This window comes from Vogesella urethralis, assembly GCF_007644045.2.
In the GTDB taxonomy this organism is placed as follows: domain Bacteria; phylum Pseudomonadota; class Gammaproteobacteria; order Burkholderiales; family Chromobacteriaceae; genus Vogesella; species Vogesella urethralis.
On sequence record NZ_VMDW02000099.1, the window covers coordinates 238,237 to 252,825 of the forward strand.

Consider the following 14,589-nt stretch of genomic DNA (forward strand, 5'->3'; position numbering starts at 1 on the left):
AGCCAGGCCTCGCCTGCCAGCAACAAGACACTGCCCACGGTGGGCAAGGTTTCGTGCCTTAGATCAAAGTCTGTCGCTGACGACAGGCATAGCATGGTTCTGACGCCACCCGGTTGAGGGTGGTAACCCCACCAAGGAGATAGCCCATGTTCCCGGAATTCCGCGACCTGATCAGCAAACTGAAAACCGAAGACACCCACTTCACCCGTCTGTTCGACAAGCACAACGAGCTGGATCAGCAGATCAAGAACATCGAAAACCGTATCGAGTCCGGTTCGGCTGTCGACATCGAGAACCTGAAGAAAGAAAAGCTGAAGCTGAAGGACGAGTTGTACGTGATCCTGAAAGCCAAAGCCGCCGAAGCCTGATCACCGCCAGCACCACAAAAAGTAAAACCCGCCAGTTCGGCGGGTTTTTTGTTGTCAGCCGGCCCAGACCAGCTGGTTGCGGCCGGCCGATTTGGCACGGTACAGCCGGCTGTCGGCCAGCTCGAACAGGCTCTGCCAGTCGGCGGCACCATCAGGCACCAGGCTGGCCACGCCGATACTGGCGCTGAGCGCACTGCCGGCGTCGTGCGGGTCCAGCAGGATGGTATTGATGCGCTGGCACAGCTTGCCGGCCACTTCACGGGCGCCGTCGTCGGCCGTATCCGGCAGCAGCAAGCAGAACTCCTCGCCACCGAAGCGGCCGAAGATGTCGGCAGCGCGCACGTGCTCGGTTACCAGCTCGGCCAACGCCTTCAGCGCCATGTCGCCGCGGCTGTGGCCGTAGGTATCGTTGATGCGCTTGAAGTGGTCCAGGTCCATCACCAGCAGGGCCAGTGGCCGCTGCAGGCGGGCGTGCTGGGCACAGGTCTTGCGCGCCAGCTCCTCGACGCTGCGGCGGTTGAACACCCCGGTCAGCGGGTCCAGCGTGGCCAACTGGTGCAGTTTGGCCAGCTCCTGTTCCTTGTCGATGGCCATGAAGCACAGCGACAACAGCGGCGTGGCCACCAGGACCAGCAACAGCACCGGGGTACTGATGCCGTACAGCACCATGTTCGGGTCGCCAGCGGCGACGTACAGCACGTGCAGCAACAGATAGACGGCGGCGGCGCCACACAGGCCGCCGGCCAGTTTCAGCGGAAACGGACGTTCTGCTTGCGACAGCAGCAGCCACGCCAGGCTGGCCGCATACAGCGCGCCCAGTGCCAGCGCCAGGGCCATCTGTTCGGCGTAGGCGTGCGACGGCAGCCACTGCAGCAAGGCCAGTACCGCAATCAGGAGGAGGCTGCCATTGCCGCGCAAGGCGTGCGGCGGGATGGGGCTTTGCAGCAGGCGGGCGAAGCTGCCCAGCATCAGGCAGCCTTTGCTGATGATCAGCCCGCAGGCCAGCATGGCACTTTGGCGGGACGTCAGGTATGGCGAACACAATAGCACCAGGTACAGCAGGGCACCCGCCAGGTGTGCGCCGATCCAGCGATCGTACACGCCATTGCGGCTGAAGCGGCCGCGCAGCAGCCAGACGGCGGCACCGCAGACCAGATAGATCAGCAACAGGCAAAGCTGTAGCGTAGCCGGGTGGACGGATTCCATTGCGTTCGCGATTTGTTTAAGAAACACTTACTAATCAATACGTCAAATAGTAACACGCACTGAGGGATAAATGTTGCAGTGCGTGCATGCCATGTTATTGAATTGCAAGGAAAGTCAGCGCACAGGCGCAATGTTAAAATAGCGGCATGGAACTCTATCGTTTACTGCAACAACAAGGCTTCGGCAGCCGCAAGGAATGCCGCAAGCTGATCGAATACGGCCTGGTAGACCTGAACGGGGAAACCGAGTTCGACTGGCGGCGCGAGGTTACCCCGCAAGCGGTGCAAAGCCTCTGTGTCGATGGCGAACCGTGGCCGCTGGTGTCGGACCCGTGCTACCTGATGCTGCACAAGCCGGCCAACTACGAAACCTCGCATAAGCCCATCCACCACCCCAGCGTCTACACGCTGCTGCCGTGGCAGCTGCGCAATATCGGCGTGTCCGCCGTGGGCAGGCTGGACGTGGATACCACCGGGCTGTTGCTGTTCACTACCGACGGCCAGTTCGTGCACGCGCTGACCTCGCCGAAGAAAGACGTACCCAAGCTGTACCGCGTCACCACCAAGCACCCGGTGACGGCCGAGCTGCTGGCGCGCTTGCGTGAGGGGGTGTTGCTGCACGACGAGCAGGAAACGTTGGCCGCAGACAGCGCCGAGCAGGTGGCCGAGTGCGTGCTGGACATGGCCATTACCCAAGGCAAGTACCATCAGGTAAAACGCATGGTGGCGGCGGCCGGCAATCGTGTCGAGCAGCTGCACCGGCTGGCGATGGGCAGCGTCACGCTGGGCGAACTGGCAGAAGGGCAGTGGCGCGTGCTGCGCACCGACGAGTTGGCCGCGCTGGGGTTCTGATCATCGTTACCGCTGGCCATGAAAAAACCGCCCGGTAGGGCGGTTTTCTTATTTGACGATCGGTAGCTGGCTGCTGTGGCTGGCTTCTTCCAGCCCGCCCAGGTTTTGCAGCCGGGTATAGCCCAGCTGTTGCAGCGCTTCCAGCGCCAGCGCCGAGCGGCGACCGCTGCGGCAGTACAGGCGGATCGGCGTGTGCTTGTCTGGTACCCGGGCGGCGATCTCCTGCGCGATGCGGTCTACCGGCAGCAGCAGCGCACCTTGCAGATGGCCGCTGGCGTATTCCTCCGCCGTGCGCACGTCGATCAGTACGCCCGGCTGGCTGACGGCTGCTGCCGCCTTGACGGGCGGTGTCGCCAGCACCGGCATGGCCGCCGTCAGCAGCAGGCCCAGTGCGGCGGCGTTCAGCAGCGGTTTCATGCTCAGCAGCCCTGGCTCAGCGCGATGTCCAGCGCCAGCGCCTGGTGCTGGGCGGCCTTGTCGGCTTTATCCAGCTTGCCGAACAGCTTGGATAGCTCGGCGTGGGCGCACAGCGTGGGCTGCAGCGATACGCTGGCTTCCAGATAGCTTTGCGCCTTGCCCCACAGCTGTTCGGCCAGTGCCAGCCGGCCCAGCGCCAGCAGCAGCATGTGGTCGCGCGGGCGCGATTTCAGCCAGTTTTCGGCGTCGCGCATCAGCGCCAGGCGGCGCGGGCTGTCGATGTGCTCGGCCAGCATGCCCAGTTCGCGTGCCAGCTCCGGTGTGGCCTGTTCTTCGTCCGACAGCGCGCCGGCAATCAGCTCGGCGGCCAGCGGGTAGGTGTCCAGCGCGATCAGGTGACGCGAAATGTCCACCACCAGGTCGGGGTTCTGCTTTTCCACGCCCGGGATGCGCTTCAGCCAGTCGCGCACTTCGCGCTCGCTGCCTAGCCCTACCAGCTGCTGGCGGTAGGCGGCCAGGCGGTAGCGGCGCGCCTGTTCGGCTTCCAGGGCGTCGGCCTTCAGCAGTTTTTCGGTGAGTTGCAGCACCTGCTCCGGCTGCTTCAGCAGCAGGCGGATTTTCAGCTCCAGCCGCAGGGCGGAGGTGAGGTTGCTGCTGATGGCGCGGGCGCGTTCGATGGCGGCCAGCGCTTCCAGCGGCTGCTTGGCGTCCATGCGGATCTGCGCTTCCACCATGTGGCGCGCCAGCTGGATGCGTTCCGGCATGCTTTCCAGCCGCGACAGGTAGCCGTCGCGCTTGGCGTTGTCGCCCACGCTGGCGGCGGAGCGGGCGGCGATCATCAGCGCCAGCGCGCGGTTTTCGTCGGCGTACTCGTCGTCGATGGATTTCAGCGCCTCGCGTTCGGCACGCTGGTAGCGGCCTTCAAACATGGAAATGGCGGCCTCGCGCAGCGCATGGCGGGCGGCGCGCAGCTTTTTCTGGCGCTGGAAGGCGCGCACTTCATGCGGCAGGTTGGCCGCAATGCCCAGCAGGCGCAGTACGCCGTAAGCCAGCAGGATCAGTACCACCACGGCGATGATCAGCAGGTTGAACGACACTTCCATGCGGTACGGCGGCACGAACAGGATGGCGTAGCCGGTATTCAGCGTCGACGCCAAGCCAATCAGCACCGCCAGGGCAAACAGCCCGACAATCCAGAACACGAATCTCACGGCTTACTCCACGGTGTTGCCTTGCGCGTCGCGCACGGCTTTCAGGCTGGCAGACAGGTCGGGCAGGCTCACTTCCAGACGCGCTGCGGCCAACTCGGCCAGCGTGGCCTGCCATTTCTGCGTGGCCGGGGCGTCGCGGTCGAAGTAGCGGGCGCCGTACTGGGCGGCGGCAGCCAGGTCGGCCTGGTAGGTGGCGCCGTCGCGCTGGGTCAGCGCCAGGCGCGCATCCAGCAGGCGCAGCTTGATGTTTTCACGCAGGAAGAAGGCCTGCTCCGGCGACAGCAGCAGCGCTTCCGGTTTGTCCATGCGGCGGATGCGTACCATCTCGCCCAGGCTCTGCGTCACGTCGGCTAGCAGACGTTCCCACCACGGTGCGTCGGCCGGCAGTGCCGGGCGCGCGGTGTTGGTGGCCAGGCGGTGGTGGTCGATCACCAGCGGCAGCGTTTCGGCGCCCAGCATCAGCGTGTCCAGCTTCACGGTCAGGCCCACGGTGTCGAGGTAGGGCAGGGCTTTCAGCGTTTCCAGGTCTTTGGCGACCGCCTTTTTCACCGGAATCAGCGCCGGGTTGTCGAAGCGCGACAGGCGGTTGTCCACCATTTCCAGCGCGGTGATGGCACCGCTGACGTTACCGGCCAGCTGCAGTTGCTGGCTGGCGATGGCCAGCGTGTGCTCTACCTCGGACAGCAGCCAGTCGCTGCGGTTTTTGGTGAGCTCCTGGTACATGGCGCCCAGCGTGGCGTACTGGCCGGCCGATTCGTTGACCCGTGCTTCCAGCAGCGCCAGCTTGGCTTCGGCGGCGCGGGTTGCGGCCAGCGCCTGGTCGGCCTGGGTCTGGATGGCTTTGGCGTTGCCGCCGTTTTCGGCCAGCCGCGTGGCCAGCGCCTGTTTGGCTTCGTTCAGTTGCTGGCGGCTGTCCAGGTAGTGCCAGCCGGTCACGCCCAGCGCGATCAGGGAAACAATCAGCGCGAGGTTGACGGATTTCTTGGCAGGCAGCGCGCTGCCCTTGTCGACTGGAGTGGCTTCGCTCATGGGATGTCGTGTCACCGCAAGGTTGCCGCGCAAGGCGGCAGGGTTGCTGGAGCCGGCGTCATGCGCCGTAACTTGAAAGGCATTGTAACGTCCTGTCGATAGGGCTGCCAGCCGCTTGACGCGGCTTTTCGCCTTGTCCGGCAAGGCGAGTGCCCATACGGCATGCCCCGGCAGGGATGTCCGGGTAGACCCGGCGCAGGGAGGTCAGTTCGACAGCATGGCCGCCAGCGCGCCGGCGCTGCCGTCGCACAGCGACAGGTTGGCCACGCCGTGTTGGCGCAGGCGCAGCGCGATGCGCGGGTGCAGCGTAAAGAACGGCAGGCTGCGCAGCAGCGTAGCCTGCTCGGGGCTGGCCTGGGCAAACAGCGCGTCGGCGATGTCGCTGGAAGTCACCACCAGGCCGGCCAGGCCGCCGCTGCGCAGCAGGGCAATCAGCCGCGCCCAGTCCGGCTGCCGTGGCTCACGCCGGTAGACGTCGGCGTGGCGCGGCAGGGCACCGCGCGCGGCGAGGGTTTCCCCGAGCTGGGCGCGTCCGTCGTGGCCGCGCACAATCAGGATGCGTTGGCCGGCTACCTGCTGCATCGGCGCCAGTGCCAGCAGTGCGTCGCTGTCGTTGCCATCGTCCGGGTACAGCACGCCGCGGCCGCTGACGGCTTGCAGCTTCTGGCCACTGCCGCGGCCAACGGCTGCCAGCTTGACGCCGGGGGGTAGCTTGTCGGCCAGCACCGGCCAGGCGATGTCGATGGCCGACGGGCTGACAAAGACCAGCCAGTGGCTGACGCGCGCCAGCGCCGGCAAGGCGGCCAGGCCGTCGGCGTCGGCCACGGTGTCCAGCACGCAGAACGGCTCGGACGCCACGCCCAGCGACGCCAGCGCCGCCTGCAGGCGGGCAGCCTGGGCCGGCGGGCGCAGCAGCAGCAGGGTGCCGGCCATGGTTTAGCGGTCTGCCTGCTCGGCCACCACCGCTTCGATCAGCTCGGCGGCGTTCTGGTCCAGCAGCTTCTTGGCCACGGCGCGGCCCAGCGCGTCGGCGTATTCGCGCGGTGCGCTGGCGCTGGCGGTCAGCATTTCGGAGCCATCCGGGTGGGCAACAAAGCCGCCCAGCGTGATCAGGTTGTCGGTGATGGTGGCAAAGCCGCCGATCGGAATCTGGCAGCTGCCGCCCAGCACGCGCGAGAACGCGCGTTCGGCGGTAACGCAGGCGTGGGTGTCGGCGTCGTTCAGCGGCGCCAGCAGCGTGTACAGGTCGGCGCGGTCGGCGCGGATTTCAATGCCCAGCGCGCCCTGGCCCACGGCCGGCAGGCTTTCCGACGGTGCCAGCTCCTGGCGGATGCGCTCGCCCAGGCCCAGGCGTTTCAGGCCGGCGGCGGCCAGGATGATGGCGTCGAACTCGCCGTCGTCCAGCTTGCGCAGGCGGGTTTGCACGTTGCCGCGCAGCGGCTTGATCACCAGGTGCGGAAAGCGGGCGCGCAGTTGCGATTCGCGGCGCAGGCTGGAAGTGCCCACCACGGCGCCGTGCGGCAGCTCGTGCAGGCTGGCGTAGCGGTTGGAAACCAGCGCGTCACGCGGGTCTTCGCGTTCGCAGATGGCGGCCAGGGCGAAGCCTTCCGGCAGGTTCATCGGCACGTCCTTGATGGAGTGCACGGCGATGTCGGCGCGGCCTTCTTGCAGGGCCAGTTCCAGCTCTTTCACGAACAGGCCCTTGCCGCCGATTTTGGACAGCGTTTTGTCGAGGATCTGATCGCCCTGGGTGGTCATGCCCAGGATCTCCACCGTGAGCTGCGGGTACAGCGCCTCGAGGCGGGCTTTGATGTGTTCGGCCTGCCACATGGCGAGTTTGCTTTCGCGGCTGGCGATGACGAGCTTGTTCATGAACGGGTCCTGCACGAAGAAAAGGATGGCCGGCATTCTAGCACGCACACGGCGGCCAACCTTGATGCAGGGCAGGGTGTGTGTAGCTGCAACATTACCTTGTAGTTTAACTACACGGTACGCCGCTTTTGCGGCAGGATTACAGCAATAAAACCAGCAGTAGCGGCATGGTCAGCATGGCTGCCAGCGTCGAGGTGGTGACCACCGCGGCGGCCAGTTCGCCGTCGCCCTGCATGCGCACGGCCAGGATGTAGGCCGAGGTGGCGGTGGGCAGCATGCTCATCACCAGCGCGGCCTGGCGATAAATACCGCTGACGCCCAGCAGGCCGGTGGCCAGCACGGCGATGGCCGGCAACAGCAGCAGCTTGATGGCGTTCCAGTACAGCAAGGGGCCGGCGTGGCGGCGCAACGCGGCAAAGCGCAGCCCGGCGCCCACGGTAATCAGCCCCAGCGGCAGTGCTGCTGCGGCAAGGTGGTCGATGGCGGCAAACAGCGGCCCGGGGATGGGCAGGCCGCTGAGGTTGGCCGCCAGCCCGCTGCAGATGCCCCAGATGATGGGGTTGCGCAGCAGCTCGTACAGCATGCCGCGCTCGCTGCCGTGCGCCAGCTGGCCCACGGCCATCACGTTGACTACCGGCACCATGCTGCCGCACAGCAGCGCGATGGTGGCAATGCCCGGCTCGCCGGCCAGCGTGCCCATGACGGCAAAGCCGACGTAGGTATTGAAGCGGTAGGCGCCCTGATTACCGGCGGCAAAGCTGGGCTGCGGCAGCCGGAACAGCGGTTTGGCCGCGCTGCCCAGCACAAAGGCACAGGCGGTAAACAGCAAGCCTGCGGCCAACATCGGCAGGCTGGCGGCCAGGTCCAGCTGCGCCCGCGCCAGCGCGCGGAATAGCAGTGGCGGGAACAGTACGAAGTAAACGAATTTCTCGGCCTCGCCCCAGAACGCCGGCGCCAGCCAGCCGCTGCGCCGCAGCGCGAAGCCGAACAGGATGAGCAGGAAATCGGGAATGAGGATCAGGGCGGTGTCCATGCCGGCCATCTTCGCAGTGTTTGTCACAATAAAATATTAGGGAAATAGCGTATGAGCGATCAGGACAAGGATTTACCGCTGCGTGAAGACCTGGCACGGCTTAACCGCCTGCTGGAAGCGCTGCTGCTGGAACAGGAAGGCGCCGAGGTGGTGGACGAGATCCGCGCCATCCCCAGCGGTGCCCAGCGCCACGACGCCGCCGCCGACGCGCTGGTGGAGCGGCTGTCGCCGGCCACCACCACGGCACTGGTGCGCGCCTGTGGTTTGTACTCGCAGCTGTTCAATATTGCCGAAGACCTGCACCACGCCCGCCGCCGCCGCGCCCACCAGCGTGCCGGCAGCGCGCCGCAGCGCGGCAGCCTGTCGCGTGCGCTCACCCGCCTGCACGATAGCGGCGTGGACTTTGCCAGCCTGAACGCCGCGCTGCAGGAAGCCAGCGTCAGCGCCGTGCTCACCGCCCACCCCACCGAAGTGCAGCGCCAGAGCGTGCTGGACGGCCACCGTGCGGTGCGCAAGTTCCTGCAGCAGCTGTCGTCGTCCGACATCACCCCGGAAGAGGAAGCCGAAGTCGAGGCCAAGCTGCAGCGCGTCATCCACACGCTGTGGCAAACCACTGAAATCCGCCCGTTCAAGATGACGGTAGCCGACGAGATCGAAAACGGCGTCGCCTACCACCCGCTGTCGTTCTTCCAGGCCATTCCGGCGCTGTACGAGCGCCTGGGCCGCCAGATGCGCGAGCTGTGGGGCCAGGACGCGGCGATACCGTCCTTCCTGCGCGTCGGCAGCTGGATCGGCGGCGACCGCGACGGCAACCCCAATGTGGACGCCGGCGTGCTGCGCCACGCCATTACCCGCCAGGCCGAGGTGGCGTTCAAGCACTACTTCTACGAGCTGGCCGGCCTGTACCGCGAGCTGTCGCTGTCGTCGCGCCATATCCGCGTGTCGCCCGCTGTGGCCGCGTTGGCCGCCGCCTCGCCCGATAGCGCCATCAGCCGCCGCGAAGAGCCGTACCGCCTGGCGCTGGCCACCATCGAAGGCCGGCTGTCGGCTACTGCGGCCAACCTGGGTCTGCCGCTGCGCGGCCGCTGGACTGCCGGCGACGCCTACCCCGACACCGACGCGCTGCAGGCCGACCTGGCTGCGCTGCGCGACTCGCTGGCCGCCAACGGCAGCGCCTTGCTGGTGTACGGCCGGCTGGGCAAGCTGGCGCGCGCGGTGGACGTGTTCGGCTTCTACCTGATGCCGCTGGACCTGCGCCAGCACGCCGAAAAACACGCCGCCGTGGTGGGCGAGCTGTTCGCCCACGCCAACCTGGAGCACTACGCCGCGCTGGACGAAGCCGCCCGCGTGCGCGTGCTGCTGCGCGAGCTGGCCACGCCGCGTCTGCTGTACTCGCCGTTCCTCAGCTACAGCGCCGACAGCGAAAAAGAGCTGGCCATCTTCCGCGAGGCGGCCCGCGTACAACAGCAGTTCGGCCAGGGCGCCATCGCCCAATGCATCATTTCCAACTGCGCCAGCGTGTCCGACATCCTGGCGCTGGCGCTGCTGGCCAAGGAAAGCGGCCTGCTGCGGCTGGACGGCGGCGTGCCGGCCATCAGCCTGAACCTGGTGCCGCTGTTTGAAACCATTGCCGACCTGGACGCCGCCGCCGGCATCATGCAGCAGCTGTTTGCGCTGCCGTGGTACCAGCAGCTGCTGAAGAGCCGCAACGGCGTGCAGGAAGTGATGCTGGGCTACTCCGACAGCAACAAGGACGGCGGCTACCTCACCAGCCAATGGGAGCTGTACCAGGCCGAGCAGCGTCTGGTGCGCGTGTTCGACGCCGCCGGGGTGAAGATGCGCCTGTTCCACGGCCGGGGCGGTTCGGTTGGCCGCGGCGGTGGCCCATCGTACGAAGCGATCATGGCGCAGCCGGCCGGCACCGTGGTGGGCCGCATCCGCATTACCGAGCAGGGCGAGATCATCACCGCCAAGTTTGCCGACCCTGACAACGCCACCCGCAACCTGGAAGCACTGGTGGCCGCCACGCTGGAAGCCACCCTCAGCCAGGGCAGCCAGCAGGACACCGACGAGAGCGTGCTGGCTGAGCTGTCCGGCCACGCCTACCGTACCTATCGTGCGCTGGTGGAATCGGACGGCTTCATGCAGTACTTCATGGAAGCCACGCCGATCAGCGCCATCGCCAAACTCAACATCGGCAGCCGCCCGGCCTCGCGCAAGGCGCTGGCTAGCATCAAGGACCTGCGCGCCATTCCGTGGGTGTTCTCGTGGTCGCAATCGCGGGTGATGCTACCGGGCTGGTACGGCTTTGGCAGCGCGGTGTCGGCCTTCCTGGCCGCGCACGGTAACGACGCCGGCCTGGCCCAATTGCAGGCGCTGTACCGCCAGTCGCCGTTCTTCCAGGTGATGCTGTCCAATATGGAACAGGTACTGGCCAAGGCCGACCTGCAGATCGCGCGTCGCTACGCCGCGCTGGTGGGCGACGCGGCGCTGGCCGACCGCCTGTTCGGCGGCCTGCAGGCCGAGTTCGACAAGACGCTGGCCGCGTTCTTCGCCATCACCGGCCAGGACAAGCTGCTGCAGGGCAACCCCACGCTGGCGCGCAGCCTGGATACCCGCCTGCCCTACCTGGACGCGCTGAACCTGCTGCAGGTGAAACTGCTGCAGCGCCTGCGCCAGGAGCCGGACGACGAGGCCGCGCTGTACGCCATCCACCTCACCATCAACGGCATCTCCGCCGGCCTGCGCAACAGCGGCTAAGGTTGGCCGCAGGGCAAGAGCAAGCCGGTCCGCGTGTGCGGGCCGGCTTTTTTGTTGTGCAGGTGGCAGGCTACGGCGCGTTACACGGCGTCACATTTGGCGCCTGTTGGCGGCTGGCCGGGCTGCGGATAATCGTTGCTTACACAGTGGAGGGCGCAGCGATGAGCGATCACGGCAAGGACATCCAATACCTGGCAGAACACCTGCTGCATACCGGCGTGGACGGGCTGGCCAACCGCGAATTGCAAGCCTTGATGCGCATCTCGCGCAAGCTGCAGTCGGTGCGGCCGGAGCACGCGCTGCCCGATACCGGCCCGACGCTGGGCGAGCGGCTGGCCGACCGCGTGGCCGAGTTCGGCGGCTCGTGGACCTTCATCATGATCTTCGCCGGTTTCCTGTTCTGCTGGGCGTTCATCAACAGCGAACTGCTGGGCACCAAGGCGTTCGACCCCTACCCGTACATCTTCCTGAACCTGATGCTGTCGATGCTGGCCGCCATCCAGGCGCCGATCATCATGATGTCGCAGAACCGCCAGGCCGCGCGCGACCGCATGACGATGATCCGCGACTTCGAAGTCAACCTGAAGGCCGAGGCGGCGATCGACAGCCTGCACAAGCGCATGGATCACCTGACCTGGGAAGTGCTGTCCGACCTGGACCTGATCAAGCAGGCGCAGCGCGAGCAATTGCGCCAGGCCAATGGTGCGGTGCCGGACAGCACGCCAGACCGCCCCGACGCTGGCGCCAGTTAGGCGCCGCGCAGCGTGTGCAGCTTCAGCGGCAGCGGCTCGCCCAGCCAGCGCGCGGCGCTGGTGTGACCCACCACTTCGTTGTCCAGCTCCGGGTGCAGCAGCACCGGCAGGCCGTCGCGGTATTGTTCCAGCAAGGCGGTCACCGCCGGCAGCAGCGGCTCGGCAAAGTCGATCTCGAACATCGGCCGCGTGTGCGGGCCCACTTCGCGCTCGATCAGCCGGCCCAGCCAGCAGCCGGCGGGCAGGCGCGGCACCAGCGTGGCGTGCAGGGTGGCCGCTTGCGCGGTCTGTTCGGGCAGAAAATAAACGTGGGCGTGGTAAATGGTAGTCATTGTGTGCGTGTGATGTGAGTTTGGCGCGATGTTATCGCACCTTGGCCGGCTTTTATAGCAGTGTGCGGCGCACGCGTTCGCGCGCGTCGTCCAGCAGGCGTTGCTGGCGGCAGCCCAGGCTGTCGCCGTGGCAGCACAGCGTGCGATAGACCGGGGTAAAGCAATAGGCGAATAGGCGGCGTAGCAGTTTCATGGCATGCTCATTGTTGAGTGATTGGCGATGAAGTCAGCTTAATCAGCCACTTGCTGCCGATAAACCCGTTAACGCTCACCATATTGTCAAGCCAATGAAAACAATGCCGCTGCCGGACGACGTGCTGGTGTTCGAGGCCATTGCCCGCCTGGGTAGCCTGACGGCCGCCGCCGAGGCGCTGGGCTGTACCCGCAGCCTGGTCAGCCTGCGGCTGAAGGCACTGGAAAAACAGCTGGGCGCAGTGCTGGTATTGCGCACCACGCGGCGGCTGGCGCTGACCGAGGCCGGCCAGCAGCTGCTGCCGCACGCCCGCGCCATGCGCGAGGCGCTGGAGCGCATGCAGCACGCGGTCGATAGCGCCCAGTGTGCGGTGGAAGGCCCGCTGGCGTTGTCCACCTCGGTATCGATGGCGCCGATGCTGGCGCCGTTGCTGGCCGAGCTGGGGCGGCAACAGCCCGGCTTGCAGCTGCGGCTGGACGTGACCAACCGGGTGCAGGACCCGATCGCCGACGTGCTGGATTTCTGCCTGCGCGCGCGCAAGGTGCACGACGACTCGCTGGTGGCGCGCCCCGCAGGCTGGGTGGAGGAGGGGCTGTACGCCAGCCCGGCCTTTCTGCAGCAGCAAGGTTGGCCGCAACACCCGGACGAGTTGCTGCGCTTTGGCCTGCTGAGCCACGACGATGGCGAGCAGCTGACGCTGGTGCGTGGCGACGACACCTGGGTACTGCAACCGGGCGCGGCGCGTATCCGCTCCAGTGCCTTCATCGCTTGCCTCAGCATGTGCGTGGCCGGCTACGGTATCAGCGTGCTGCCGCATTACATGGCGGCGCCGGCCTGCCGTCGTGGCGAGCTGCTGCGGGTGTTGCCGGACTGGCGCGGCGAGCGCTGGCCGGTGTTTCTGGTCTACCCCTACCGCCAGCCGATGCCGCGCAAGTACACGGTACTGATCGACTTCCTGCTGCCGCGCATCGCCGCCGCGCTGGCCGACCAGGCCTGAACCGGCGGCGCTGATGGTGGGCGGTGGCTGGCCGCAGGCTGCCATTTGCGGCACTATCACCGGGTATTCACTCGGGATTCGATATGACCACCCCTCAGGCGCCGTCCGGGCGCGGTATTGCGCTGTCGATCAGCGCGTCGCTGCTGTTTTCGCTGTTGCCGGCTTACGTTACCCAGCTGCGGCCGCTGGATGGCCTGGGCATCTTTGCCTGGCGCATCCTGTGCACGCTGCCGGGGGTGTTGCTGATCGTGCTGCTTACCGGCAAGCGCCAGGCGTTTGCCGACAGCTGGCAGCGCATGTGGCGGCAGCCGTCGTTGCTGGCCGCGGTGGCCGGCATGGCCGCGCTGATGGGCGTGCAGCTGTGGCTGTTCCTGTGGGCGCCGCTGCACGGTCAGGTGATGGCGGTGTCGATGGGTTACTTCCTGTCGCCGCTGGTGATGGTGCTGGTGGGCCGCCTGCTGTACGGCGAACGGCTGTACCGGCTGCAGGCCATTGCCGTCGCCCTCGCCATGCTGGGGGTGCTGCACGAGCTGTGGCTGACGCGGGCCATCGCCTGGCCCACGCTGCTGGTGGTGTTGGGTTACCCGCCGTACTTCGTGCTGCGGCGCAAGAGCGGGCTGGACCCGGTGTGCGGCTTTGCGCTGGAAATGGCGCTGATGTTCCCGGTGGCGCTGGCCATGCTGTTGTGGCTGGGGCCGGCCGGCTGGGGCGTACTGGACGAGGCGCGCTTCTGGTGGCTGCTGCCTGGCCTGGGCCTGCTCAGCTCGGTGGCGCTGCTGTGCAATATTGCCGCCAGCCATCTGCTGCCGATGGGGCTGTGGGGCTTGCTGGGCTATGTGGAGCCGGCGCTGCTGTTCGTGCTGGCCATCACCGTGCTGGGCGAGCCGCTGGGCGCGGACGGGCTGCTCACCTACGGGCCGATCTGGGGCGCCATCGTACTGATCGGCATCCATACCCTGCGCCAGCAACGCAAGCTGGCGCTGTCTGCCAGGAGTGAAGTATGAAACGGATTTTGCTGGCGCTGGCCACGGTGGCCACGACGTTGGCCGCCACCGCGCAAACCACGATGTCGGTACCGGTGCGCCAGGGCTGGTTTGACGGCCAGCCGGTGTGGTACCTCACCACCGACGCTTCGCGCGCCGACGCCGCCATCGACAACGCGGCCAACCTGGTGCCCCGCTTGGCCAATGCGCTGCCCTTGAGCCGGCAGGCGCCCAACCCTCGCTCGGTGCTGGACCGCATCTACAAGTTTGCCGCCCAGCCCAGCGTGTTGCCGTCGGTGCCGCAGCCTGTGGGTGCGGCCAACCGTGACCGCGCCTATTCGCCGCTGTGGGACGTGATCATGGTGCACTGGCAGCCGGGCCGTACCGTGCGCGAGTTGCGCTCGGTAGATGAGGTGCTGGCGGCAGAGGACGCTGGCGACGTGCGGCTGCAGCCGCTGGACCTGGTGGTGAACTGCCCGGTGCTGCAGGTTGGCCGCCAGGCGCTGCCGGGGGTGACGCCGCTGCCGTTGCCATGAAAAAAGCCCGGCACAAGGCCGGGCGGGTGTTGTCGGCTGGCCGCTGCGG

Annotated in this window: 16 protein-coding genes; 7 read left to right on the forward strand and 9 right to left on the reverse strand. The window is 66.8% G+C overall.

The window, feature by feature from the left end:
• The first annotated feature begins 146 nt into the window (after window positions 1–146).
• Window positions 147–368 (forward strand): HP1242/YdcH family protein, encoded by a 222-nt coding sequence (locus FLQ03_RS13800; protein ID WP_144370753.1) that lies wholly within the window; start codon window positions 147–149, stop codon window positions 366–368.
• Window positions 369–422: 54 nt separating this feature from the next.
• Here the strand turns inward: FLQ03_RS13800 and FLQ03_RS13805 are convergent, their stop codons facing one another.
• Entirely contained in the window at window positions 423–1,574 is a 1,152-nt protein-coding gene (locus FLQ03_RS13805; RefSeq protein WP_144370754.1) for a GGDEF domain-containing protein, read from the reverse strand.
• A 146-nt stretch (window positions 1,575–1,720) separates the two neighbouring features.
• Between FLQ03_RS13805 and FLQ03_RS13810 the strand changes: the two genes are divergently transcribed.
• A complete protein-coding gene (locus FLQ03_RS13810; protein WP_144370755.1) occupies window positions 1,721–2,425 on the forward strand; it encodes a pseudouridine synthase in 705 nt (234 codons plus the stop codon).
• Window positions 2,426–2,473: 48 nt separating this feature from the next.
• Here the strand turns inward: FLQ03_RS13810 and FLQ03_RS13815 are convergent, their stop codons facing one another.
• From FLQ03_RS13815 to FLQ03_RS13840, 6 genes are all read right to left on the reverse strand, one after another.
• Complete coding sequence (locus FLQ03_RS13815) at window positions 2,474–2,842, reverse strand: rhodanese-like domain-containing protein (RefSeq protein WP_144370756.1); 369 nt, start codon at window positions 2,840–2,842, stop codon at window positions 2,474–2,476.
• Between the two features lie 2 nt (window positions 2,843–2,844).
• Window positions 2,845–4,053 carry a heme biosynthesis HemY N-terminal domain-containing protein gene (locus tag FLQ03_RS13820; RefSeq protein ID WP_144370757.1) on the reverse strand — a complete coding sequence of 403 codons (1,209 nt, stop codon included), beginning with the start codon at window positions 4,051–4,053 and terminating at the stop codon, window positions 2,845–2,847.
• 3 nt (window positions 4,054–4,056) lie between these two features.
• A complete protein-coding gene (locus FLQ03_RS13825) occupies window positions 4,057–5,082 on the reverse strand; it encodes a uroporphyrinogen-III C-methyltransferase (RefSeq protein WP_144370758.1) in 1,026 nt (341 codons plus the stop codon).
• A 204-nt stretch (window positions 5,083–5,286) separates the two neighbouring features.
• Window positions 5,287–6,015, reverse strand: a complete 729-nt coding sequence (locus tag FLQ03_RS13830; RefSeq protein ID WP_144370759.1) for a uroporphyrinogen-III synthase — start codon at window positions 6,013–6,015, stop codon at window positions 5,287–5,289.
• Between the two features lie 3 nt (window positions 6,016–6,018).
• A complete protein-coding gene (gene hemC / locus FLQ03_RS13835) occupies window positions 6,019–6,954 on the reverse strand; it encodes a hydroxymethylbilane synthase (protein ID WP_144370760.1) in 936 nt (311 codons plus the stop codon).
• Between the two features lie 139 nt (window positions 6,955–7,093).
• Entirely contained in the window at window positions 7,094–7,987 is an 894-nt protein-coding gene (locus FLQ03_RS13840; protein WP_170252421.1) for an AEC family transporter, read from the reverse strand.
• A gap of 51 nt (window positions 7,988–8,038) precedes the next feature.
• Between FLQ03_RS13840 and ppc the strand changes: the two genes are divergently transcribed.
• Window positions 8,039–10,747: a phosphoenolpyruvate carboxylase gene (gene ppc, locus FLQ03_RS13845; protein ID WP_144370762.1), complete on the forward strand. Its 2,709-nt coding sequence runs from the start codon at window positions 8,039–8,041 to the stop codon at window positions 10,745–10,747.
• A 161-nt stretch (window positions 10,748–10,908) separates the two neighbouring features.
• Window positions 10,909–11,499: a DUF1003 domain-containing protein gene (locus FLQ03_RS13850; RefSeq protein ID WP_144370763.1), complete on the forward strand. Its 591-nt coding sequence runs from the start codon at window positions 10,909–10,911 to the stop codon at window positions 11,497–11,499.
• Here FLQ03_RS13850 and FLQ03_RS13855 read toward each other — a convergent pair.
• Together FLQ03_RS13855 and FLQ03_RS19155 are read right to left on the reverse strand one after the other, a co-directional pair.
• The gene (locus FLQ03_RS13855) at window positions 11,496–11,831 is read right to left on the reverse strand and encodes a DOPA 4,5-dioxygenase family protein (protein WP_144370764.1); all 336 of its coding nucleotides are present in this window, start codon (window positions 11,829–11,831) and stop codon (window positions 11,496–11,498) included. The two genes, FLQ03_RS13850 and FLQ03_RS13855, sit on opposite strands and share 4 nt — an antisense overlap.
• A 52-nt stretch (window positions 11,832–11,883) precedes the next feature.
• The gene (locus FLQ03_RS19155) at window positions 11,884–12,024 is read right to left on the reverse strand and encodes a hypothetical protein (RefSeq protein WP_170252422.1); all 141 of its coding nucleotides are present in this window, start codon (window positions 12,022–12,024) and stop codon (window positions 11,884–11,886) included.
• Between the two features lie 94 nt (window positions 12,025–12,118).
• On the opposite strand from FLQ03_RS19155, the gene FLQ03_RS13860 reads away from it, so the two are divergent.
• The 3 genes from FLQ03_RS13860 to FLQ03_RS13870 all read left to right on the forward strand — a co-directional run bounded on the left by FLQ03_RS13860 (window position 12,119) and on the right by FLQ03_RS13870 (window position 14,540).
• Window positions 12,119–13,021, forward strand: coding sequence for a LysR family transcriptional regulator (locus FLQ03_RS13860; protein ID WP_144370765.1), 903 nt, complete (start codon window positions 12,119–12,121; stop codon window positions 13,019–13,021).
• 83 nt (window positions 13,022–13,104) lie between these two features.
• A complete protein-coding gene (rarD, locus tag FLQ03_RS13865) occupies window positions 13,105–14,025 on the forward strand; it encodes an EamA family transporter RarD (RefSeq protein WP_144370766.1) in 921 nt (306 codons plus the stop codon).
• The gene (locus tag FLQ03_RS13870) at window positions 14,022–14,540 is read left to right on the forward strand and encodes a DUF7482 domain-containing protein (RefSeq protein WP_144370767.1); all 519 of its coding nucleotides are present in this window, start codon (window positions 14,022–14,024) and stop codon (window positions 14,538–14,540) included. The genes rarD and FLQ03_RS13870 overlap by 4 nt, the downstream gene beginning before the upstream one ends.
• Window positions 14,541–14,589 lie beyond the last annotated feature (49 nt).